The organism is Enterobacter sp. MGH 24, from assembly GCF_000493015.1.
In the GTDB taxonomy this organism is placed as follows: domain Bacteria; phylum Pseudomonadota; class Gammaproteobacteria; order Enterobacterales; family Enterobacteriaceae; genus Enterobacter.
Map to the genome: position 1 here is coordinate 2,577,655 of NZ_KI535657.1, position 18,418 is coordinate 2,596,072.

The following is an 18,418-nucleotide window of genomic DNA, read 5'->3' on the forward strand; positions in this document are numbered from 1 at the left end:
CATCATTATCATCTTGTTAACGCCTTCTGCATTCACTTAACGGATGGAGGAAAGTGCTGCCGTTCCGCTAATCTGTGGCATTTCACAAGGTTCGCGCCCATAAATTAGGAATAGTTATAAAATCGATTTTATTGTTAAAAATTAACATTTATGCAACGCGATTGGTAAGTAAATTCCTAAACCGCTTTAGGAAATAAGGGGTTAGGACGTGAGTGAAAACGTGCAGTCTGAGAGGTTATTAAGAAGATGTAGCAATTCCTGGCGATGGCTTAGCCCCAGCTTCAGCAGGATGCAGCTGAGACGATAGATAATGCGGCTATAGGGTCGATTCTGCATCAGGGCAATCTGACGCAGCGTCTTGCCCCGGGAAAGCTCCTGCAGGATGGGCCATTCATTGCGCGAAAACCAGTCTTTATCGGTACCGGGTGGAGGGAGGGGATCCAGCAGGCTGTGCTGGAGCGCGGCGGCGTTCAGCTGACGCTCGAGCACATGAAAGGGACCTGCCGCTTTGCAGAAGAGGCGGGTGTCGTAATTATCGGCCCGGACTAACAGCCAGGGTGTCAGGAAAGGAGGAAACAGGCTATGCCGTCTCAACTGATCCAGTTTCTCCAGAAGCCCCGTGGACCGGCTTTCAACATCCACGACCAGACGGGCTGAGGGCCACTGGGTTTGAGCGATAAGGGCGTCATCCAGCGTGGTGTAGTCGCAGCAGCTGCTCAGGGGAAACTGCCCGTTGAGAAAACCGGTGCGCAGGTAGTGATCCTCCGTCACCAGAAGGATGAACGGGGCGTCTGTTTTGCGGGGCTGGCTGATGGACTGGCTCAAAAATTCGAGCCGGTCAAAAAAGGGGGGAGCAAAAGGTGAGCGCGTAAATCCCAGTGCATCACTTCCTGTACGCCGCCGCCGGTAACGGCGCACTGTCATTCGCATGGTCTCCCTCCTGGAAATGGCTTTTTAATCCTCCGGCCATGTCCAGGACGGCCAGTAATATCCCTGGCCGAGATCTGCGCCTGCCTGCAGTGCCCAGGTACGATCGCGTTCAGTCTCAATACCTTCGATAAGCACTTTCCCGGCCAGCTGAAAGCAAAGGGAAACCAGTTGCCTCAGCGCAGGGGTGTTGCGTAAACGCCAGAATGCTTCCTTATCTATTTTGATGCCGCTTAACGGGATTCGGCAGGATAAAAACGACCGCGCTAAGACGTCATCCACATCATCCAGCCAGATTGCGTGTCCCTGTCTGCTAAGCTGCTGCAGATTCTGAACCACATGCTGCTTCTGCGCGACGGAAAGCGCCATAAAGGACGCCGGATCGACAATCTCAATATTGAGCGGCACGCACGGCAACCGGATAAGCCGCTGAAAAGAGGCGGGCTCGGTCAGGACGGTTATCGGCAGATTAATAAAAAGGTTATGACCGTGCGGCGTATTTTTTAACGCGGCAAGCTGCGCTTCAAGCAGCGTTATCGACCAGTCTGCGGACCGATCGCAAAAAAAGTCCTCGCTGTGCCGCGTGTCGGACAGAACGCTAAGGACCTCCACGCCAACCTGGCGCAAGGAGGAAAGGGCGACGATGGGCTCAAGCTTAATGCCGACGATGTCCTGAGAAATGTACTGTAACCGGGGCGTATCGATCAGGTTTTGCGCTGTCACTCCATTGTCCTGTTGTCTGTCAGCCTCCAGGCGGCCGGGATACCTGACCCTAGTGTGACGAGCTGACGTTCAGGAAAACAGCAGGCGTTACTTAAATGCAACTAAGCCTTTTCGCAGCGCTAAATTTTACGGTGAAACAGAGGGAAATGTTGAGAAAATAGCCGTATTTACAATCGGCTAGCGGTAATTGCCGTGGAAAACGGAAAAGGCATTGACTCACCTGCCATTGACCGTATAATTCTTCGCGTTTCACCGCCGCGAAGTTCACGCTTCTCAGTGCGCCCTTAGCTCAGTTGGATAGAGCAACGGCCTTCTAAGCCGTAGGTCGTAGGTTCGAATCCTACAGGGCGTGCCATTATCACTTCTACTAACGTCTCTCAAAGTCTACTCAATCCTGTAATACCAAGCCATTAAGCTAAATCTTGCTCTCCCTACGTCTACTAAATAGTATTGACATCCACTCCAATGTGGGGAGATGTACAGGTTCAATGGAAAGAGATAGCCCAATGAAGTTAACGGCACGCCAGATAAACATAGCTAAGCCTCAGGACAAGCCCTACAAGCTGGCGGTACCTGCGAGTTAACCCGAATGATTCGAGATACTGGCGCCTGAAGTACCGCCTATCTGCCTGCTGGTTTCCATAGTTTGGGCGATTAACTACTACCGCGACAAAGCCACAGAGAAACTCAGCCTAGCGGACCCCACTATCAAAGACATGCAGACCCGCCAGCGTGATGCAGCGGCACTAGATGCCAAATACACGAAGGACTTGGCTGATGCTAAAAAGCAATTTTCGATGCAAACCAGCTTTCGCAGTATTGCCGATGCGCTTGTTGTTATTGCTGGGGCTTCGGCCTCTTATTTAAAGTACATTTGCCACTAATTGAGCAAAAGATGATTCATCTCAACTTTCTGAATTAATTAACAAATCATTAGTTGTAAATTCATACTGCAGTCACCATATGGATACGGTTCCCATAATGGCTATGGGTTTTAATAAGGAGTGATTATGAAAGAAGAATTTAAGTTACCACCGTTACCGGGAAACATGCGCTACAGCGCCGAAATGGCGATCAAGTTTGAGACGCCAGGACGTTTTGACGCTCCAGACGGGATGGTTATCAAGGCCATTGACGCTGAAAATCAGATCGCATACTGCGTTGGTTTTCAGATGTACCTAAAAGATGAAGACATGTGGGTAAACGTTCGTATCCCTACGGCTGATTAAAATTACTTGATGTTAGCCGAGCCCCGTAACAGCGGGGCTTTTTATGTGTATCGCACGCGCACATCGAAGAAAGTCTTTCAGTTGTGAGCTTGGGCAAACCATTAACTTTCGGCGGCTTTGCCGTGTGATAGGCTCACGTCTAAAAGGAAACGCACATGCAGGTCACAATAGAAGGTGTTCAGTATGCACTTGTCAATAATTCCCGCACTGCAATTGGCATAACCATAACCATAACCATAACCACGCATACCCATGCAAACAAATAGGGGGGTACTTATGGGGGGATGTGATTTTATAGGGTAATGTTTTGGTCAATATTATCAGGTTATTATGCATTAATATTGAATCCTACAGGTTTCTATTCATCGACATAACCCAAGATATAAAGGCTCTCAGCGGTGCTGGCAGATGTTTTCGGCTCGGGTAGTAAACGCAAAAATTATCAGCAGGATAGGTATAATCAGGTAGCAAACGGACAAGTTTGTTTTCGCTTATTTTATCCTCAACCAGATTCTCATAAACAAACGCAATTCCTAACCCATATTCAGCAGCCTGAATCATTGCCGCGTCTGAATCTACAACCAGATCGCCATGAACAGATACTTCCATTGTTTCCCCTTGTGGATCCATAAACTCCCAGCGATACAGCTGTCCATCAGGAAAACAGCGATTTATGCACCTGAATTTTACCAGCTCTTTTGGTGAGTCAGGCTTGCCTGATTTCTTCAGAAAATCAGGGCTGGCGACGGGAATAAGAGACATCTTGCCTCCAAATGGAATGGCAACCATATCTTTAGGGACATCTTGTGTATAACGTATTCCAGCGTCGAAACCTGAATCTATGATGTTTATTTTTCTGTCAGTGGTGAATAACGCGAGGTTAATATTCGGGAAATCATTTTTGAACTTAACGAAGTGGCTTTGAAAAAAGAGATCAACCACGATCCGGGGTAAGTTGATTCTGATGACGCCTTCTGGTTTTTCTTTGTAATCATTAAGATTATCAATGACGCGCCTGTAGTCATTCAGGACGGGTATCACATCGTCAAGAAACGCTTTACCGACGGCAGTCAAAGACAAGCTTCGGGTGGAACGATTTAAAAGTCTAACTCCAAGCTTTTCTTCAAGATTATTTATAGTGACCGTTAACGTTGGCGCTGAAACATTTAATTCTTTTGCGGCTTTACGAAAACTTCCATGTTTTACAATAAGAAGTAATATTTCTATATGTTGCAACTCTGGTGCGTTTTTCATTGTTAATTCTCATAAAATACTGCATTAAAAATATACTAATTGTTATCCGTCAGGAATGGAAGTATATATTTCTTGCGATTTATCAAAAGAGGAATATAAGATGAAAACACGTTATCTGGGAAAAGATAAATTCCATGTGTCAGCATTGGGATTGGGCTGTATGGGGATGAGTTTTGCCTATGGTGGCGCCGAAGAATCGGAGGCGATCAAAACCATTCATGCGGCGGTGGATTTGGGCGTCACCTTCCTTGATTCCGCGGAAGTCTATGGTCCCTATGATAATGAAGTCCTGGTCGGAAAAGCGATTAAAGGCATGCGCGATAAGGTACAGATTGCGACTAAATTTGGTTTTCGCATCCTTCCCTCCGGGCAGGGGCTGGAGCGTATGGCAGGCGTTGACAGCCGTCCTGAACATATTCGTGAAGCGGTAGAAGGTTCTCTTAAACGTCTCAATATCGAGACTATCGATCTGCTTTATCAGCATCGCGTCGACCCGTCGGTACCTGTTGAAGACGTTGTGGGAACAATGGCTGATTTAATCAAGGAAGGGAAAATTCGCCACATCGGGCTTTCAGAGGTGTCAGCCGACACGTTACGCCGGGCCTGCAAAATTTATCCGATTACCGCCGTTCAAACTGAATATTCGCTCTGGACTCGCGAGCCGGAGGAAAGCATTCTTAAAGCTTGCCGCGAGCTGGGCGTTGGGTTTGTGCCCTATAGCCCGTTGGGACGCGGGTTTTTAACCGGGAAAATCACAGACGGTTCCGGCTTCGGTGAGGATGATTTTCGGCGAAACCTGCCTCGCTTCCAGCAAGCAGCGATGCAGAAAAACCAACAGCTTCTCGGCCAGCTGCAGGATGTCGCGGATAAATACCGCTGTTCCCTCGCGCAGCTGGCTCTCGCGTGGGTGATGAGCAAAGGAGAGGACATTGTTCCCATTCCCGGGGCTCGAAAAATAGCGCATTTACAGGATAATGCGGGTGCGGTCAGCCTGAGTCTTTCCGATTCTGATATTAAGTTCGTTGAGCATATCTTTACGCCTGAAAATATCCAGGGGGAAAGATATAACCAAGGTGATTTTAATTTAATCGATAAATAACACACTGCATTGCATTCTCCCGCTTCTCTGGCGGGAGAGTTGTTCACCTGCGCATTAAATGTCGCAATAATAAATAGAAGGCTAATGAATTTTTCTTCCGGCTAGTCTTAAGGTTTTCTTAATTTTTAATTGAGCTGTCTTTCCCATCTGGATTTTTATCATTCCAAACCCCGCAATAATGAAATTTTACACTTTTACACCTAAACTGGATTGATACTAATTATCATTAGCGTTGTTGTATGCTTTAATCCTGTCCCACAAAGCTATGAGTCGTTAATCCCGTTGGTCTATTAAGGATATGTTCATGAATTCTCGCCTGCTGTCCTGCTTCTCGCTTGCCTTGTTGTCTTCATCCCTTTTCCTTTCCACACAATCGGTTGCCGCCGATAACAACGAAGGTATCGTTGTTTATAACGCGCAGCACGAAAACCTGGTGAAGTCGTGGGTTGACGGTTTTACCAAAGAAACCGGCATTAAAGTGACTTTGCGTAACGGCGATGACAGCGAGCTGGGTAATCAGCTGGTTCAGGAAGGCAGCGCGTCACCGGCTGACGTATTCCTGACGGAGAACTCGCCTTCAATGGTGCTGGTGGATAATGCAAACCTGTTTGCGCCGCTGGATGCAGATACCCTGAAGCAGGTACCGGCAGAATATCGTCCGGCGCACGGCCGCTGGATCGGCATTGCCGCCCGCAGCACGGTGTTTGTGTATAACCCGGAAAAGCTGAACGAACAGCAGCTGCCTGAATCGCTGATGGATCTGGCAAAGCCAGAGTGGAAAGGCCGCTGGGCGGCATCACCGTCAGGCGCGGATTTCCAGGCCATCGTGAGCGCGATGCTGGCTCTGAAAGGCGAAAAGGCTACCCTGGAATGGCTCAAGGCGATGAAAGCCAACTTCGTTGCCTATAAAGGCAACAGCACGGTGATGAAAGCGGTCAATGCCGGCCAGATTGATGGCGGCGTGATTTATCACTACTACCGTTTTGTCGATCAGTCCAAAACCGGTGAAAACAGCAAAAACACCCAGCTCTACTACTTCAAACATCAGGATCCGGGCGCGTTTGTGAGCTTTTCCGGCGGCGGCGTGCTGGCGTCCAGCAAACACAAAGCGCAGGCGCAGGCCTTCATCAAATACATTACCGGTAAAGAAGGCCAGGAAAGTCTGCGTACCAACAACGCCTTTGAGTATGCCGTGGGCGTGAACGCGGCCTCAAACCCGAAACTGGTGCCGCTGAAAGATCTTGATGCACCGAAAGTTGAACCTTCAACGCTCAACAGTAAAAAAGTTATCGAACTGATGACGCAAGCCGGCCTGCTGTGATCCTGAGAGTGAAGTGAACGTCTTATGTCTGGTCTGAGTCTCGACATCGGAAAAAACAGAGTGCAGGAGCCTGCCCGCAGGCGTCCTGCACTGCCGATGGTTGCGTTAGCTGTATTGTTTTCATTAATGGCGCTTCTGCCTTTGGGTTTTATCATTGCCATTGGCATTGAGACCGGCTGGGAAACCATTAAGGCGCTGGTGTTTCGCCCGCGCGTGGCTGAGCTGCTCAGCAACACGCTGTGGTTAACGGCTTTAGCCGTTCCGCTGTGTATCGTGACGGGCGTGGCGATAGCCTGGCTCACGGAGCGCACGCGGCTTGCCGGGCGCGGGATCTGGTCTGCACTGGCGGTCGCTCCGCTGGCGATCCCGGCGTTTGTGCAAAGCTATGCCTGGGTAAGCGTTGTCCCGTCCATGCATGGGCTCTCCGCGGGCGTGTTCCTCTCCGTTCTTGCCTACTATCCGTTTATCTATATGCCGGTTGCGGCGGTGCTGCGTCGCCTTGACCCGACGCTGGAAGATGTTGCCGCTTCGCTGGGTACGCCGCCGTGGCGGGTCTTTTTCCGCGTGGTACTGCCCCAGCTTAAGCTCGCTATCTGCGGCGGCGCGCTGCTGGTGGCGCTGCACCTGCTGGCGGAATATGGCCTGTACGTGATGATTCGCTTTGATACCTTCACCACGGCAATTTATGACCAGTTCCAGTCTACCTTTAGCGGCCCGGCGGCGAACATGCTGGCGGGCGTGCTGGCCTTGTGCTGTCTGGCTATCCTGATTCTGGAAGGCGTGACGCGCGGCAAAGCACGCTACGCGCGCATTGGCGCCGGGGCCGCGCGCGAGCAAAAACGCTGGCCGCTGAAGCCTGCGGCTGCCGCGCTGGGGCAGCTGTTTTTCATCGTGCTGATCGCGCTGGCGCTGGGCGTGCCGTTAATTGTCCTGTGTCGCTGGATTTGGCTCGGCGGCGTGCAAAACTGGATGAGTCCCGATCTCTGGCACTCGCTGCGCCAGACGCTGATGCTCGGCGTGGGCGGAGCGCTCCTGACGACGGCGTGCGTGATCCCCATCGCGTGGCTCGGTATCCGCTATCCGCACCGTATCTTCCGGATGCTGGAAGGGTGTATCTATATCACCAGCTCGCTGCCTGGGATTGTCACCGCTCTCGCGCTGGTCACGGTCACCATTCATTACGCCCGCCCCATTTATCAGACGGAAATTACCCTGTTCCTTGCCTATCTGCTGATGTTTATGCCCCGTGCGCTCATCAACCTGCGGGCGGGGATTGCGCAGGCGCCGGTTGAGCTGGAGAACGTGGCGCGCAGCCTGGGCAGCACGCCTGCGAAGGCGCTCTGGAGCGTCACGATGCGGCTGACCGCGCCGGGTGCGGCGGCGGGTGCCGCGCTGGTGTTCCTCGGCGTCAGCAACGAGTTGACCGCCACGCTGCTGCTCTCTCCACTGGGCACGCGCACCCTCTCCACCGGATTCTGGGCGCTGACCAGCGAGATTGACTATGTGGCCGCCGCGCCTTACGCGATGCTGATGATCCTGATTTCACTCCCGCTGACCGCCATTCTCTATATGCAGTCGAAAAAAATTGCAGGGCTATGACATGCTTGAATTAACCGCCATTTCTAAATCGTTTTCTGACGTGCAGGTGCTCGACAGCTTAAACCTGAGCGTGGCGCCGGGGAGCAGGACGGCGATTGTCGGGCCGTCCGGGTCGGGGAAAACCACGCTGCTGCGTATTCTTGCCGGGTTCGAAACGCCTGACACCGGGCGCATTGTCATGCAGGGGAGAACGCTGTTTGATGAAAACCGTTTTGTCCCTGCCCACCAGCGCGGGGTCGGTTTTGTCCCTCAGGAGGGCGCGCTGTTCCCGCACCTCAATGTGGCAGACAACATTGCCTGGGGGCTGGACGGCACCCGCCACGAGAAGCGCCAGCGCGTTGAGACGCTGATGGAGATGGTTTCTCTGGACAGGCAGCTCGCAACCCACTGGCCCCACGAGATTTCCGGCGGTCAGCAGCAGCGCGTGGCGCTTGCCCGCGCGCTGGCCCAGCGTCCTTCCCTGATGCTGCTGGATGAACCGTTCTCGGCGCTGGATACCGGCCTGCGCGCCATGACGCGTAAGGCAACGGCCGATCTGCTGGCCGAAGCGGGCGTGGCCTCGATTCTGGTCACCCACGATCAGAACGAGGCGTTGTCCTTTGCTACGCAGGTTGCCGTCATGCGCGCCGGACGCTTCACGCAGGTCGGTACGCCTTATGACGTCTACACCCGTCCGGTTGATGAAGAGACGGCGCTGTTTCTTGGCGATGCCGTGATCCTGCCTGCTCGGCTCGCTGCCGGGTATGCCGTGTGCGCGCTGGGTGAAGTGCCAACGGACAACGCGCAGGCGACAGGTCAGGGCAGGGTCATGATGCGCCCTGAACAATTACGCGTGACGGCATGTGCAGCGCATGAAAGCCCGATCTCGATTCTTGATGTGGACTTCACCGGCCAGCTGTCGACGCTCACCCTTGCGTTAGCCGGGGAGAAACACCCCATGATTCTGAAGACCGTAAGCCAGCCAGGATGGAACCCGGGCACGGCGGTACGCATTGATATTACTGGCACCGCGCGGGTATTCGAATATTCTTAATATTCGTTAGTAATTTCATGCAACGGATTGTAATAAAAGAATTTTCCTGAGCGTATGGCATTTCCTGAGATTCTCTACCATGCTCATAAAACCTCACCACAATGCGTGAGGTTTTTCGTAGTTGCTGATTAATCTCAAGGAAAAAGGTTATGAAAAAGACGACTGCTATTTTGTTGGGAACGGCGTTACTGTTTACAACCAATGCTTTTGCTGCACAGCTGCTGACTAAAAGCGAGTTCAAGAAAGTTGCGTCTCAGTATAAAAAAATCGGTACGGTAAACACCTCGAATGAAGTATCGGTTGATGATGCAAAAAAAGAACTGATTGAGAAAGCCGATAAGAAAGGCGCGGATGTCCTGGTGCTCACGTCAGGGAACACCAATAATAAAATTCACGGTACGGCCAATATCTACAAGAAAAAATAACGTCATTGCAGCCACCCCCAAAGCGGGGTGGCTGTGCTTCATCATGCGTGAATTCTTTCGATGATTTCATGAATTTTCATCGGCTTGCAGAAAAAATAACCTTGTAAAAAATCGCTGTTCTTTAAGCGCAGGTAGTCAGCCTGAGCCTCTGTTTCAACGCCTTCTGCAATAATGCTGAGATGCATTTTTTTTGCCAGCTCGATAAGGCTGTCCACGAGCCGGGTATCGCCATTTTCACAAATCTGGCTAACAAACAGTTTGTCTATCTTGATGAATTCGGGTTCCAGCGAGTGAATGTAAGCGAGGTTTGAATAGCCTGTCCCGAAGTCATCCAGCGCCAGCGCGATATTGGATTGACGAAGCGTTGCAAACCATTCACTCAGTTGTGGCGTAAAATGCAGCGGATTTTGTTCCGTGATTTCGATGACCAGCTGAATCTGACCCACTGCAAGTTTTTGCAAAAGCTCAAGAGTATCTGTTTCAAAGCGCGGATCGAGACAGTTATGGGGGCTCAGATTAAGGTTGATATAGAGCCGATCGGGAAAGAGATGGATGCAAGGCTGGAGATCGGCAATTACCTGCTGAATCAGATGATGCGTGAGTGGGGCAATCAGCCGGTGCTTCTCCGCCAGTGGGATAAAGGTATCCGGAGACACTGGGCCATACAGCGGATGATTCCAGCGAGCAAGCACTTCGATACCCGCAATGTTGCCCGTCTGGCTGTCAAAAAAGGGCTGGTAGACCGGCACAATCTCGCGCTTTTCAATCGCCGCGCTCAAGGTGCTTTCCGGGGTGAAGCTAAACAGGCGAGCCAGCAGGGTGGTGAAGCTGCCGAGCATTCCCGGAATTGATTTTGTCGTGGTTATCATCGAGAGCCTTAAACGCGCGGCGGCGTGTCCCGGCAGCCGCGCGGAAGTTATCAGAATTTGACCCATTCGTCCTGGTTACGGGGGGAAGGTCGTTTAAAAGGTGCTACGCTGGCGGTCTGTATGCTCTCTTTTGACTGGAGCTCAGGACGCAGGGCGTGAGCTTTCGAGACGCGAAAAATCGATACCACTTTTTCAAGTTGAACCGCCTGGGCCTCCAGAGAACTGGCCGCAGCAGAAGACTCTTCCACCAGGGCGGCATTTTGCTGAGTCGTGGTGTCCATTTCAGCCATGGCCTGAGCAATTTGTGAAATTCCGCGGCTCTGCTCATCGGTGGCAGCGGCAATTTCGTTCATGATGTCACGCACCTGCGCTACGGATGTCTCAATTTTCGTCATTGCATCACCCGCGCTTTCAACCAGACTAAAGCCGGTATCCACATGCACGACCGATTCTTTAATCAGGTTTTCAATCTCTTTAGCGGACTGCGCGCTGCGCTGGGCAAGTGTTCGCACTTCAGCGGCGACAACGGCGAAGCCTTTACCCTGATCGCCTGCCCGGGCGGCTTCAACGGCGGCATTCAGCGCCAGAATGTTGGTCTGGAAGGCGATACTGTTAATGACGGAGGTGATCTCTGAAATACGGTGCGAACTGCTGCGCACGTTTTTCATGGTATCGATCACCTTCATTGAGAGCTGACTGCCTTCCGTCGCGTTTTGCGAGGCTTCATCTGCCAGGCGCCGCGCGTGGTTAGCATTTTCAGCGTTGAGGGCGACGGTAGAGGTTAACTCTTCCATGCTGGCGGCGGTTTCGACGACGGCGGCTGACTGCTGCTCGGTCCGCGACGACAAGTCCATATTGCCCGCGGCAATTTCTGAAGACGAACGCGCGACGCTATCTACCCCATTGCGCACATCATTAATGATGTTTTGCAGGTTTGCATTCATGGTTGCGACGGCCTGCATTAACAGTCCTGGCTCATCACGACGCGCGCTGGTCAGGGTGCTGGTGAGATCGCCGCTGGCGATTTGCTCCGCGACGCGCAATGTTTCATTAAGCGGACGGGTGATGGACAGGGTGATGCCCATTGCCAAAAAGATGCCAAGCGCAAGACCGATTGCGGCAACAACGCCCATTTGTAATTGAACGCTATCCACCGTATCGGCCACTTTTTTCTGCTGGAGGCTAAATAGCGTCTGTATGGCATGCGTTAACGTTATGGCTTTACCGGTTAGGGTATCGGAGAGCGTCGACTGTTTATTCCAGACGTTTTGGTAATTCTGCAGCTCAGCCGCGACGTTTTCCATGTCCTCAAGACCAGACTGCAACCAAACCTTTTGTTCCCGGGTAGCAACCGGTAACAGTTGTTCGGTATCTGATTTCGCTGAATCGAGACGCTCGCGGATCCCCTTCATTAACTTATCGCCAGGATGCTGTTTATAAAGCGTTACCTGAGTGTCAATGTCGCTCATGGTAAAAGCAATCTGTGCAGCTATAAGGGTATGCTGAGAATCCAGCGTACCATTACGGCTTAACGCTGAAGCCAGCACGGAGTTATCGCATAAACCCTGGGTGTTGAGTTTTTGTTCACTGATTCTTTTTTCTGAAAGGGATTTTGTGAAAGGCAACAGGGTAGCGACATAGCTATTCACCGCATTTGCCGTATCATCCAGCGCTTTTTTCCCCTCCGGGGACCAGGGCAGCTTTTCCATACTGGCGACAATGCTCTGCATGCGTTGCGTGCCTGCGTTGGTCTGCTCCAGGTACTTCTGATCAAGGGTGTACTGGAAATTCGTCCGCCCTAAGCGGACCTGCGAAAGTGCGTTAAACATATCGGCGGTATGGCCGTTTTTATCGACTTTATCCTGAATGTTGCTAAGACCCAGAAAACCTGAAATCAGAATAACAATCGTCACGAGCAATACGAGGGAAAAACCAAAAAATAACTTGTTACGGACTTTTAAATTGGCAAAATGGTTGATTATGCTCATATATAATTCCAGTGTTGGTATAAACCAAACAACAATGCTAATAAATCATTAACGAAAGAATTGATGCTGAAGAGAGATAATAAAAAAAAGCCCCTCGCACAGGTGCTCAGGGCAAAAAACCTGAGTTGACATCACTCACTCAGGCTATCTGTCGTCTCCTCTTTTTTAACGGAATGAGCTGGGAGTTCGCTCATTCTGTAATAAACGGGGATTACATCTGGATAGTTAATAATGTAACCACGCCCTTTAATGTTGCGAATAAAATCTTCGGGTAAGCCTAAGACATTCAGTTTGTTCGTTAGATTATGCAAAACTTGCCATAATCGCTGTGTGGAAGGACTCAGGTTATGCGCCTCCCAAACTTCTTCAAATAACTCTTCTTTTGAGACTGGTCTGGTTCTGCCATTCTTCAATAAAAAAAGAAAAAGTCTAAGCATCGTTTCATTAAAATAGATTGATGCGAATGCAATGCTTTTATCTGTGTGACTGCCTGTGAGTCGGTATAGTCTGCGATTAGATATATCAAAATGGATTTCTTCGCCGATCATAAATCCATATAGTCGATAGCCCATATCATTTACCCACAATTGAGAAACTAACATGCACTCCTAAATATAAGCCTGAGATAATCCTTACTCTTTATGTGGTGGATTATATGGCTGCTATGAATGCATTCCAATACACACCCCGACGCGCTATAAGAAACCGGATAGGCCTTACCCTGGCATGGAGTTTTTGTCGATGTAAGTCGTATTTTTAGTTTAAAAAACTACATGGAGTGCATTTGTAGTGCACTCATTCTGTAAATGACTATCCAACCGATAACTCAAGATAAAATGCTTATTTTAGGAAACTCTCAGCATTTCTCTCTATCTTCTTTGCCAGAAGAGGGTTTCCTGGCGCATCGTTTCGACAACCCCTACGTTACGGTGCGTCAGCGATAAAGAGGAATGAAGTTAAATGATTTATACTGACTAAGAAAAACCTTAAGCATGGCGTTACGATACAAAGTGCCGTCTTCGAGAGGTGTAGTGGGTTGATGTGAAAGCCTTAATTTCTGAATCAGAAAGCGGAAACGGACGCGTAAACATAATAATGATGAATGTACTACTTCCCTTTACCCTCATAGTTGATGCGTCATGAAGTCTGTCTTTTTGATAAATGGCTTAGTGCTTTTTGAGCCCGAGCAGCGTCGACTCTGTCCGCTTTCGGGCTACCCCGAGCGTGCTGTTATCCTGCACGGTCCGGTTAGTGAATGCCTGCTGCTGCTGCTTGAACACAACGGCGAAGTGCTTACACAGCGTTATCTTTTTTCGGCGGTTTGGGAAAAACAGGGCGCGATAGTCTCGACTAATGCGCTATACCAGACGATCGCTTCCATTCGTAAAGCGCTCAAGATGGCGGGTCTGGCAGAGAATGTTGTGCAAACTGTTCCCAAGACGGGGTTTAAGTCGATTGCACACATTCAAACGGGGACGGTAGAACGCTTTATCTCGCTGGACGTCGCGGCACCGGCGAGTTTGCCCCCTGAATCTTATATCCCGCCACCCTGCGTAACAGATAGCCGGTTCCCTTTTTTCTCGAAAAAAATAGCGTATGGGGCGGCCTCTGCGGTTTTATTTATCCTCTCGTGTACGGTGCTGTTTCAACAGCTACATGTACAGGATTCCGGATTTAAAGCATATCAACCGATAGGTAATATCGCAGGTTGCGACGTTTACTCTTCGTGGCACGATAAAATAAAAAGCCAGGGTATTTATACCGCGTTGACAAAACGTTATCCCATTCAATGCAATGCTGGTGGGGTAGCCTATATGACGATCAATCGTTTTCAAGACGGCACGTCGGTGATTGTCTGCGATAAATTGCCCGATATTGCTGGCGCTCAGTGTGATTCAATCATGTACAGGAAGCAATATCATGAAAATGACTAGTCGTAAGGCGTGCGGATTGGTTATTATGCTGATGATTGCCGCGCCATTATTTTACGCCTGGTACATGCATTATCAGCAGAATCACTTTACCTGCGAGAGCCATTTAATCATTGTTGAAGATGATTCCCGGGTGGATTCCCTTATGACGTTTACATTTAATAATGGCAAAGGCACCTACGATTCCACCGGAGAGTATAGTCAGTCGGGCCAGCAGACGGTCATCGTCAGCAATAAGATAGCCTTCAATTACTGGCGTGAGGAGGGGCGAGTGATTATGGTCTCCAGCGACACTAACGAACTGCCGAAAAAAGACGTACTCTTTCGACGACATATTCCTGATTTTTTCCATTATCGCGATCATGGCATTAGTGTGGACATCGTTCCTGTAAATGCCTCTGGCTATCTCTTCACCTTCGGAAATTCCCCCGCGTTCTACTGTGCCAAAGGATGAGTAGACGCCGCTTTCATCTCGCATCCTGCCAACCGCATCAGCGATTCCGTCAGCGGCATGGCGGGCGTTCGCGGTAGCTTCAATACTGGCCTCGTCTCGCACAAGGTCAACGTCGGCTATTCGGCGATGACCAAAAACGAAAAAATCGCGTGGAAAATGTCGGCGACGAAGGATAACCCGACGACCAACATCTACCACAACACCGGCGTCGAGATGCCGGACAGCACCAACTTCAACGGCTCTGGTGGAAAGTACAGCGATCCGCTGACCAGCGTAACCGTGGCGTGGAGCTGAACGTCTTCGGCGAGCCAGTGCTGGGAATGCGTTATCGCTTCGCGGTGAACCACAATGAATACCAGATGACGGTTCGTGCGGGCATCGACAACGTGACCAATGAAAACTACTGGGCCAGCGTGGACGATTCCGGTACCTATATTACGCAGGGCGAACCGCGTACCTTTAAGGTCTCGGTTGGCTACGCGTTTTAAGCGTTCCACCTCGTTATCCGGGGCAGGGATGCCCCAATCCCTTGCTACCTCCAGCATGAAGTGTTAAAACGTGCCCCTTCTAAAAAAGAGACAGGGGTAGGACGTGAAAGACGCGTCATCCGCTTCAGGCCATGGTAGCGCTGAAGCCTCGTCGGATCAGAATCCGACGCTGCAACGTGGTTTGCAAAATCGACATATTCAGCTCATTGCCCTTGGCGGCGCGATCGGTACCGGGCTGTTTCTCGGTATCGGCCCCGCTATTCAGATGGCTGGCCCGGCGGTTCTGCTGGGTTACGGTATCGCCGGGATTATCGCTTTCCTGATCATGCGCCAGCTTGGCGAGATGGTTGTTGAAGAGCCGGTTTCAGGCTCCTTCGCGCACTTTGCTTATAAATACTGGGGCCCGTTTGCAGGCTTCCTGTCCGGCTGGAACTACTGGGTCATGTTCGTGCTGGTGGGGATGGCGGAGCTGACCGCCGCAGGCATTTACATGCAGTACTGGCTGCCGGATGTCCCGACGTGGATCTGGGCGGCGGCCTTTTTCATCATTATTAACGCCGTTAACCTCGTCAACGTGCGCCTGTATGGCGAAACCGAGTTCTGGTTTGCGCTGATCAAGGTGCTGGCGATTATCGGGATGATCGGCTTTGGCCTGTGGCTGCTGTTCTCCGGCCACGGCGGCGAGCGCGCAACGATCGACAACCTGTGGCAGCACGGTGGCTTCCTGGCCACCGGCTGGAAAGGGCTGATTCTTTCCCTGGCAGTGATCATGTTCTCCTTCGGTGGATTAGAGCTGATTGGTATTACCGCTGCGGAAGCGCGCGACCCGCATAAAAGCATTCCCAAAGCGGTCAACCAGGTGGTGTACCGTATTCTGCTGTTCTACATCGGCTCGCTGGTGGTGCTGCTGGCGCTCTATCCGTGGGTGGAAGTGAAGTCCGACAGCAGCCCGTTCGTGATGATTTTCCACGATATGAACAGTAACCTGGTGGCCTCGGCGCTGAACTTCGTCATTCTGGTGGCGTCACTGTCGGTCTATAACAGCGGCGTTTACTCCAACAGCCGTATGCTGTTTGGCCTCTCCGTACAGGGCAACGCGCCGAAGTTCCTCACCCGCGTCAGCCGTCGCGGCGTGCCGGTGAACTCCTTGTTCCTTTCCGGCGCAATCACCTCGCTGGTGGTGCTGATCAACTATCTGCTGCCGAAAGAGGCCTTTGGCCTGCTGATGGCGCTGGTTGTCGCCACGCTGCTGCTGAACTGGATCATGATCTGCCTGGCGCACCTGCGATTCCGCGCCGCGATGCGCCGCAAGGGACGCGAAACGCAGTTCAAAGCGCTGCTTTACCCGGCGGGGAACTACATCTGTATCGCTTTCCTGGGGCTGATTCTGGTGCTGATGTGCACCATGGATGAGATGCGCCTGTCGGCGATGCTGCTGCCGGTGTGGGTTATCTTCCTGTTTATTGCCTTTAAGCTCTCACGCAAAAAGTAGCGCGGTTTTCTCCCTCTCCCTGTGGGCTGAGGGATCCCCACAAAAAAATGCGAGCAGAGAACAATCCCCTCGCCCCTCCGGGGAGAGGGTTAGGGTGAGGGGAATATACGGCTATAGTGGTCATTCCGTTCACTTTATGTTCCTTGCTGCTTTGTAACGACATGACCGGTGAACGTGCCAGGGTGGCTCAATCTGCACTGAACCCCTAAACCTGGACACCTTGCTTTCTTTATTGTTCTGTCAGAGTTCGGTATTCAACCGGACTCATCCCGCCCATTTTTAAACTGATTCGTTCGGTGTTGTAATAGCGAATATACCTGCCAATATCGCTTTCAAGCTCTTCCACTGAACTGTACTTTTTCCTGTAATACATCTCTACCTTCAGATGACTGAAGAAGTTTTCCATTACTGCATTATCCAGACAGTTACCCTTACGCGACATACTTTGTGTGATGCCTGCGTCAGCCAGCATTCTGCGCCATACAGGCGTTCTGTAAGCCCAGCCTTGATCACTGTGCAACATCGCGCCTTCTTTGTTTCTGCATGCTTTAAGCGCTTTTTTTAGCATCCTGCAGACCAGAGGTTGTGACTGACTGGTTGATGTTTGCCAGGCCACAATTTCATTATTGAACAGATCCTGAAGGGCTGACAGGAACAGTTTTTGACCACCGGCACGGAACTCTGTCACGTCTGTGCACCACTTTATCCCACTGCATTCGGCTCTGAAGTTACGGGCAAGAATATTATCGGAAGCCGGGCCGCCGCCGGCCATACAGGAGCGGTATTTTCTTCGGCGCAACCGGCATGTCAGATCATGCTTTTTCATCAATATACGAACCGTTTTATGGTTCAGAGTGAAGGCTTCATTACGCAGTGCCGCCGTCATTCTTCGATAGCCATAACGTTGGGCATTTCTCTGGCTGATCGTGAACATAGCACTGACAGCCGCCGCATACCGAACCGGCTCATTTGCGGGTCTGGATATCTGGTAATAATACGTGCTGCGTGCCAGCCCTGCGGCACAGAGCAGGTAAACAAGCCGGTGGTCTGCGAGCAGACCCTGTATTACTCGCGTTTTTTCTGCTGTTCCCTGAGAGCCTTTTCTTCCCTCAGGGCTTTGAGCTTTTTTAGATATGCGTTTTCCGCCCGCAGGTATTCCAGCTCTCTCAGAAGTTCTGAGGGAGTCATCTCACTGAGCGGTCTGGAGTCAGGTATAAACTTTTTCTGTGACATAGCGGGCCCGGATTTGGCTGTATTAAGCGCCTGTGCGCCGCCTTTCCGGTAACGTCTTGTCCAGTCAAGAATGAGCGACTCATTTGGAATGGCAAAGCGCGCTGAAGCTTCCGCATAGCTGCATCCGTGTTCAGCCACATAACGGATTACGCGGAGCCTGAAAGCAGAAGTATAGGTTCGTGCAGGACGATCCTCCAGCCCAGCCTTACCCTGGCGCCTGTAAGTCCGTATCCATCGGGTGAGAGGTGTTCGACCAACAGAAAACAGGCGGGCTGTTTCTTTGATACTCGACTGGCCAGTCATGTAATGCTGAACAGCCGCAAGACGGATGTGAAAGGGATACCTCATCTGAA

At 51.1% G+C, this 18,418-nt stretch carries 16 protein-coding genes, 1 tRNA gene and 3 pseudogenes; 13 read left to right on the forward strand and 7 right to left on the reverse strand.

Features of this window, described 5'->3' with window-relative positions; genetic code table 11:
* Nucleotides 1-201 precede the first annotated feature (201 nt).
* On the reverse strand, nucleotides 202-930 hold the full coding sequence (locus L370_RS09790; RefSeq protein ID WP_023334776.1) for a helix-turn-helix transcriptional regulator: 729 nt from the start codon (nucleotides 928-930) through the stop codon (nucleotides 202-204).
* 24 nt (nucleotides 931-954) lie between these two features.
* Complete coding sequence (locus L370_RS09785) at nucleotides 955-1,650, reverse strand: EAL domain-containing protein (RefSeq protein ID WP_023334777.1); 696 nt, start codon at nucleotides 1,648-1,650, stop codon at nucleotides 955-957.
* A gap of 278 nt (nucleotides 1,651-1,928) precedes the next feature.
* Here L370_RS09785 and L370_RS09780 point away from each other — a divergent pair.
* From L370_RS09780 to L370_RS09775, 4 genes and pseudogenes are all read left to right on the forward strand, one after another.
* Nucleotides 1,929-2,005: transfer RNA gene (locus L370_RS09780), tRNA-Arg, on the forward strand.
* 151 nt (nucleotides 2,006-2,156) lie between these two features.
* Nucleotides 2,157-2,277, forward strand: a pseudogene (locus tag L370_RS23705) (integrase); the annotation flags it as partial.
* A pseudogene (locus tag L370_RS0121970) lies at nucleotides 2,250-2,441 on the forward strand (lysis system i-spanin subunit Rz); the annotation flags it as partial. The pseudogenes L370_RS23705 and L370_RS0121970, both read left to right, overlap by 28 nt.
* Nucleotides 2,442-2,660: 219 nt before the next feature.
* Nucleotides 2,661-2,879 carry a hypothetical protein gene (locus L370_RS09775; protein ID WP_023334778.1) on the forward strand — a complete coding sequence of 73 codons (219 nt, stop codon included), beginning with the start codon at nucleotides 2,661-2,663 and terminating at the stop codon, nucleotides 2,877-2,879.
* 348 nt (nucleotides 2,880-3,227) lie between these two features.
* Here the strand turns inward: L370_RS09775 and L370_RS09770 are convergent, their stop codons facing one another.
* Complete coding sequence (locus tag L370_RS09770) at nucleotides 3,228-4,133, reverse strand: LysR family transcriptional regulator (RefSeq protein ID WP_023334779.1); 906 nt, start codon at nucleotides 4,131-4,133, stop codon at nucleotides 3,228-3,230.
* Between the two features lie 100 nt (nucleotides 4,134-4,233).
* Between L370_RS09770 and L370_RS09765 the strand changes: the two genes are divergently transcribed.
* The 5 genes from L370_RS09765 to yahO all read left to right on the forward strand — a co-directional run bounded on the left by L370_RS09765 (nucleotide 4,234) and on the right by yahO (nucleotide 9,610).
* Nucleotides 4,234-5,232: an aldo/keto reductase gene (locus L370_RS09765; RefSeq protein WP_023334780.1), complete on the forward strand. Its 999-nt coding sequence runs from the start codon at nucleotides 4,234-4,236 to the stop codon at nucleotides 5,230-5,232.
* Nucleotides 5,233-5,536: 304 nt separating this feature from the next.
* Nucleotides 5,537-6,553: an iron ABC transporter substrate-binding protein gene (locus L370_RS09760; RefSeq protein ID WP_023334781.1), complete on the forward strand. Its 1,017-nt coding sequence runs from the start codon at nucleotides 5,537-5,539 to the stop codon at nucleotides 6,551-6,553.
* Between the two features lie 24 nt (nucleotides 6,554-6,577).
* Complete coding sequence (locus L370_RS09755) at nucleotides 6,578-8,152, forward strand: ABC transporter permease (protein WP_023334782.1); 1,575 nt, start codon at nucleotides 6,578-6,580, stop codon at nucleotides 8,150-8,152.
* 1 nt (nucleotide 8,153) lies between these two features.
* Nucleotides 8,154-9,185: an ABC transporter ATP-binding protein gene (locus L370_RS09750; protein WP_023334783.1), complete on the forward strand. Its 1,032-nt coding sequence runs from the start codon at nucleotides 8,154-8,156 to the stop codon at nucleotides 9,183-9,185.
* Between the two features lie 149 nt (nucleotides 9,186-9,334).
* Nucleotides 9,335-9,610, forward strand: a complete 276-nt coding sequence (yahO, locus tag L370_RS09745; RefSeq protein WP_023310654.1) for a DUF1471 family periplasmic protein YahO — start codon at nucleotides 9,335-9,337, stop codon at nucleotides 9,608-9,610.
* Between the two features lie 41 nt (nucleotides 9,611-9,651).
* Here the strand turns inward: yahO and L370_RS09740 are convergent, their stop codons facing one another.
* The 3 genes from L370_RS09740 to L370_RS09730 form a co-directional block, all read right to left on the reverse strand.
* Nucleotides 9,652-10,545: an EAL domain-containing protein gene (locus L370_RS09740; RefSeq protein WP_255344013.1), complete on the reverse strand. Its 894-nt coding sequence runs from the start codon at nucleotides 10,543-10,545 to the stop codon at nucleotides 9,652-9,654.
* The gene (locus L370_RS09735; protein ID WP_255344014.1) at nucleotides 10,530-12,392 is read right to left on the reverse strand and encodes a methyl-accepting chemotaxis protein; all 1,863 of its coding nucleotides are present in this window, start codon (nucleotides 12,390-12,392) and stop codon (nucleotides 10,530-10,532) included. The genes L370_RS09740 and L370_RS09735 overlap by 16 nt, the downstream gene beginning before the upstream one ends.
* A gap of 206 nt (nucleotides 12,393-12,598) precedes the next feature.
* On the reverse strand, nucleotides 12,599-13,069 hold the full coding sequence (locus L370_RS09730; RefSeq protein ID WP_023334786.1) for a winged helix-turn-helix domain-containing protein: 471 nt from the start codon (nucleotides 13,067-13,069) through the stop codon (nucleotides 12,599-12,601).
* Between the two features lie 537 nt (nucleotides 13,070-13,606).
* Between L370_RS09730 and L370_RS22320 the strand changes: the two genes are divergently transcribed.
* From L370_RS22320 to pheP, 4 genes and pseudogenes are all read left to right on the forward strand, one after another.
* Nucleotides 13,607-14,401: a winged helix-turn-helix domain-containing protein gene (locus tag L370_RS22320; protein ID WP_023334787.1), complete on the forward strand. Its 795-nt coding sequence runs from the start codon at nucleotides 13,607-13,609 to the stop codon at nucleotides 14,399-14,401.
* A complete protein-coding gene (locus L370_RS09725) occupies nucleotides 14,388-14,852 on the forward strand; it encodes a hypothetical protein (RefSeq protein ID WP_023334788.1) in 465 nt (154 codons plus the stop codon). Before L370_RS22320 ends, L370_RS09725 begins: the two co-directional genes overlap by 14 nt.
* Nucleotides 14,853-14,882: 30 nt before the next feature.
* Nucleotides 14,883-15,340 (forward strand): annotated as a pseudogene (locus L370_RS23215) (hypothetical protein); the annotation flags it as partial.
* Between the two features lie 103 nt (nucleotides 15,341-15,443).
* Nucleotides 15,444-16,832, forward strand: a complete 1,389-nt coding sequence (gene pheP / locus L370_RS09710) for a phenylalanine transporter (RefSeq protein ID WP_023334791.1) — start codon at nucleotides 15,444-15,446, stop codon at nucleotides 16,830-16,832.
* Nucleotides 16,833-17,061: 229 nt separating this feature from the next.
* On the opposite strand, the gene L370_RS23430 is transcribed toward pheP, so the two are convergent.
* A protein-coding gene (locus L370_RS23430) for an IS3 family transposase (RefSeq protein WP_155858014.1) occupies nucleotides 17,062-18,413 on the reverse strand; the annotation gives its coding sequence in 2 pieces (ribosomal slippage) (nucleotides 17,062-17,963 and nucleotides 17,963-18,413; 1,353 coding nt in all).
* Nucleotides 18,414-18,418 lie beyond the last annotated feature (5 nt).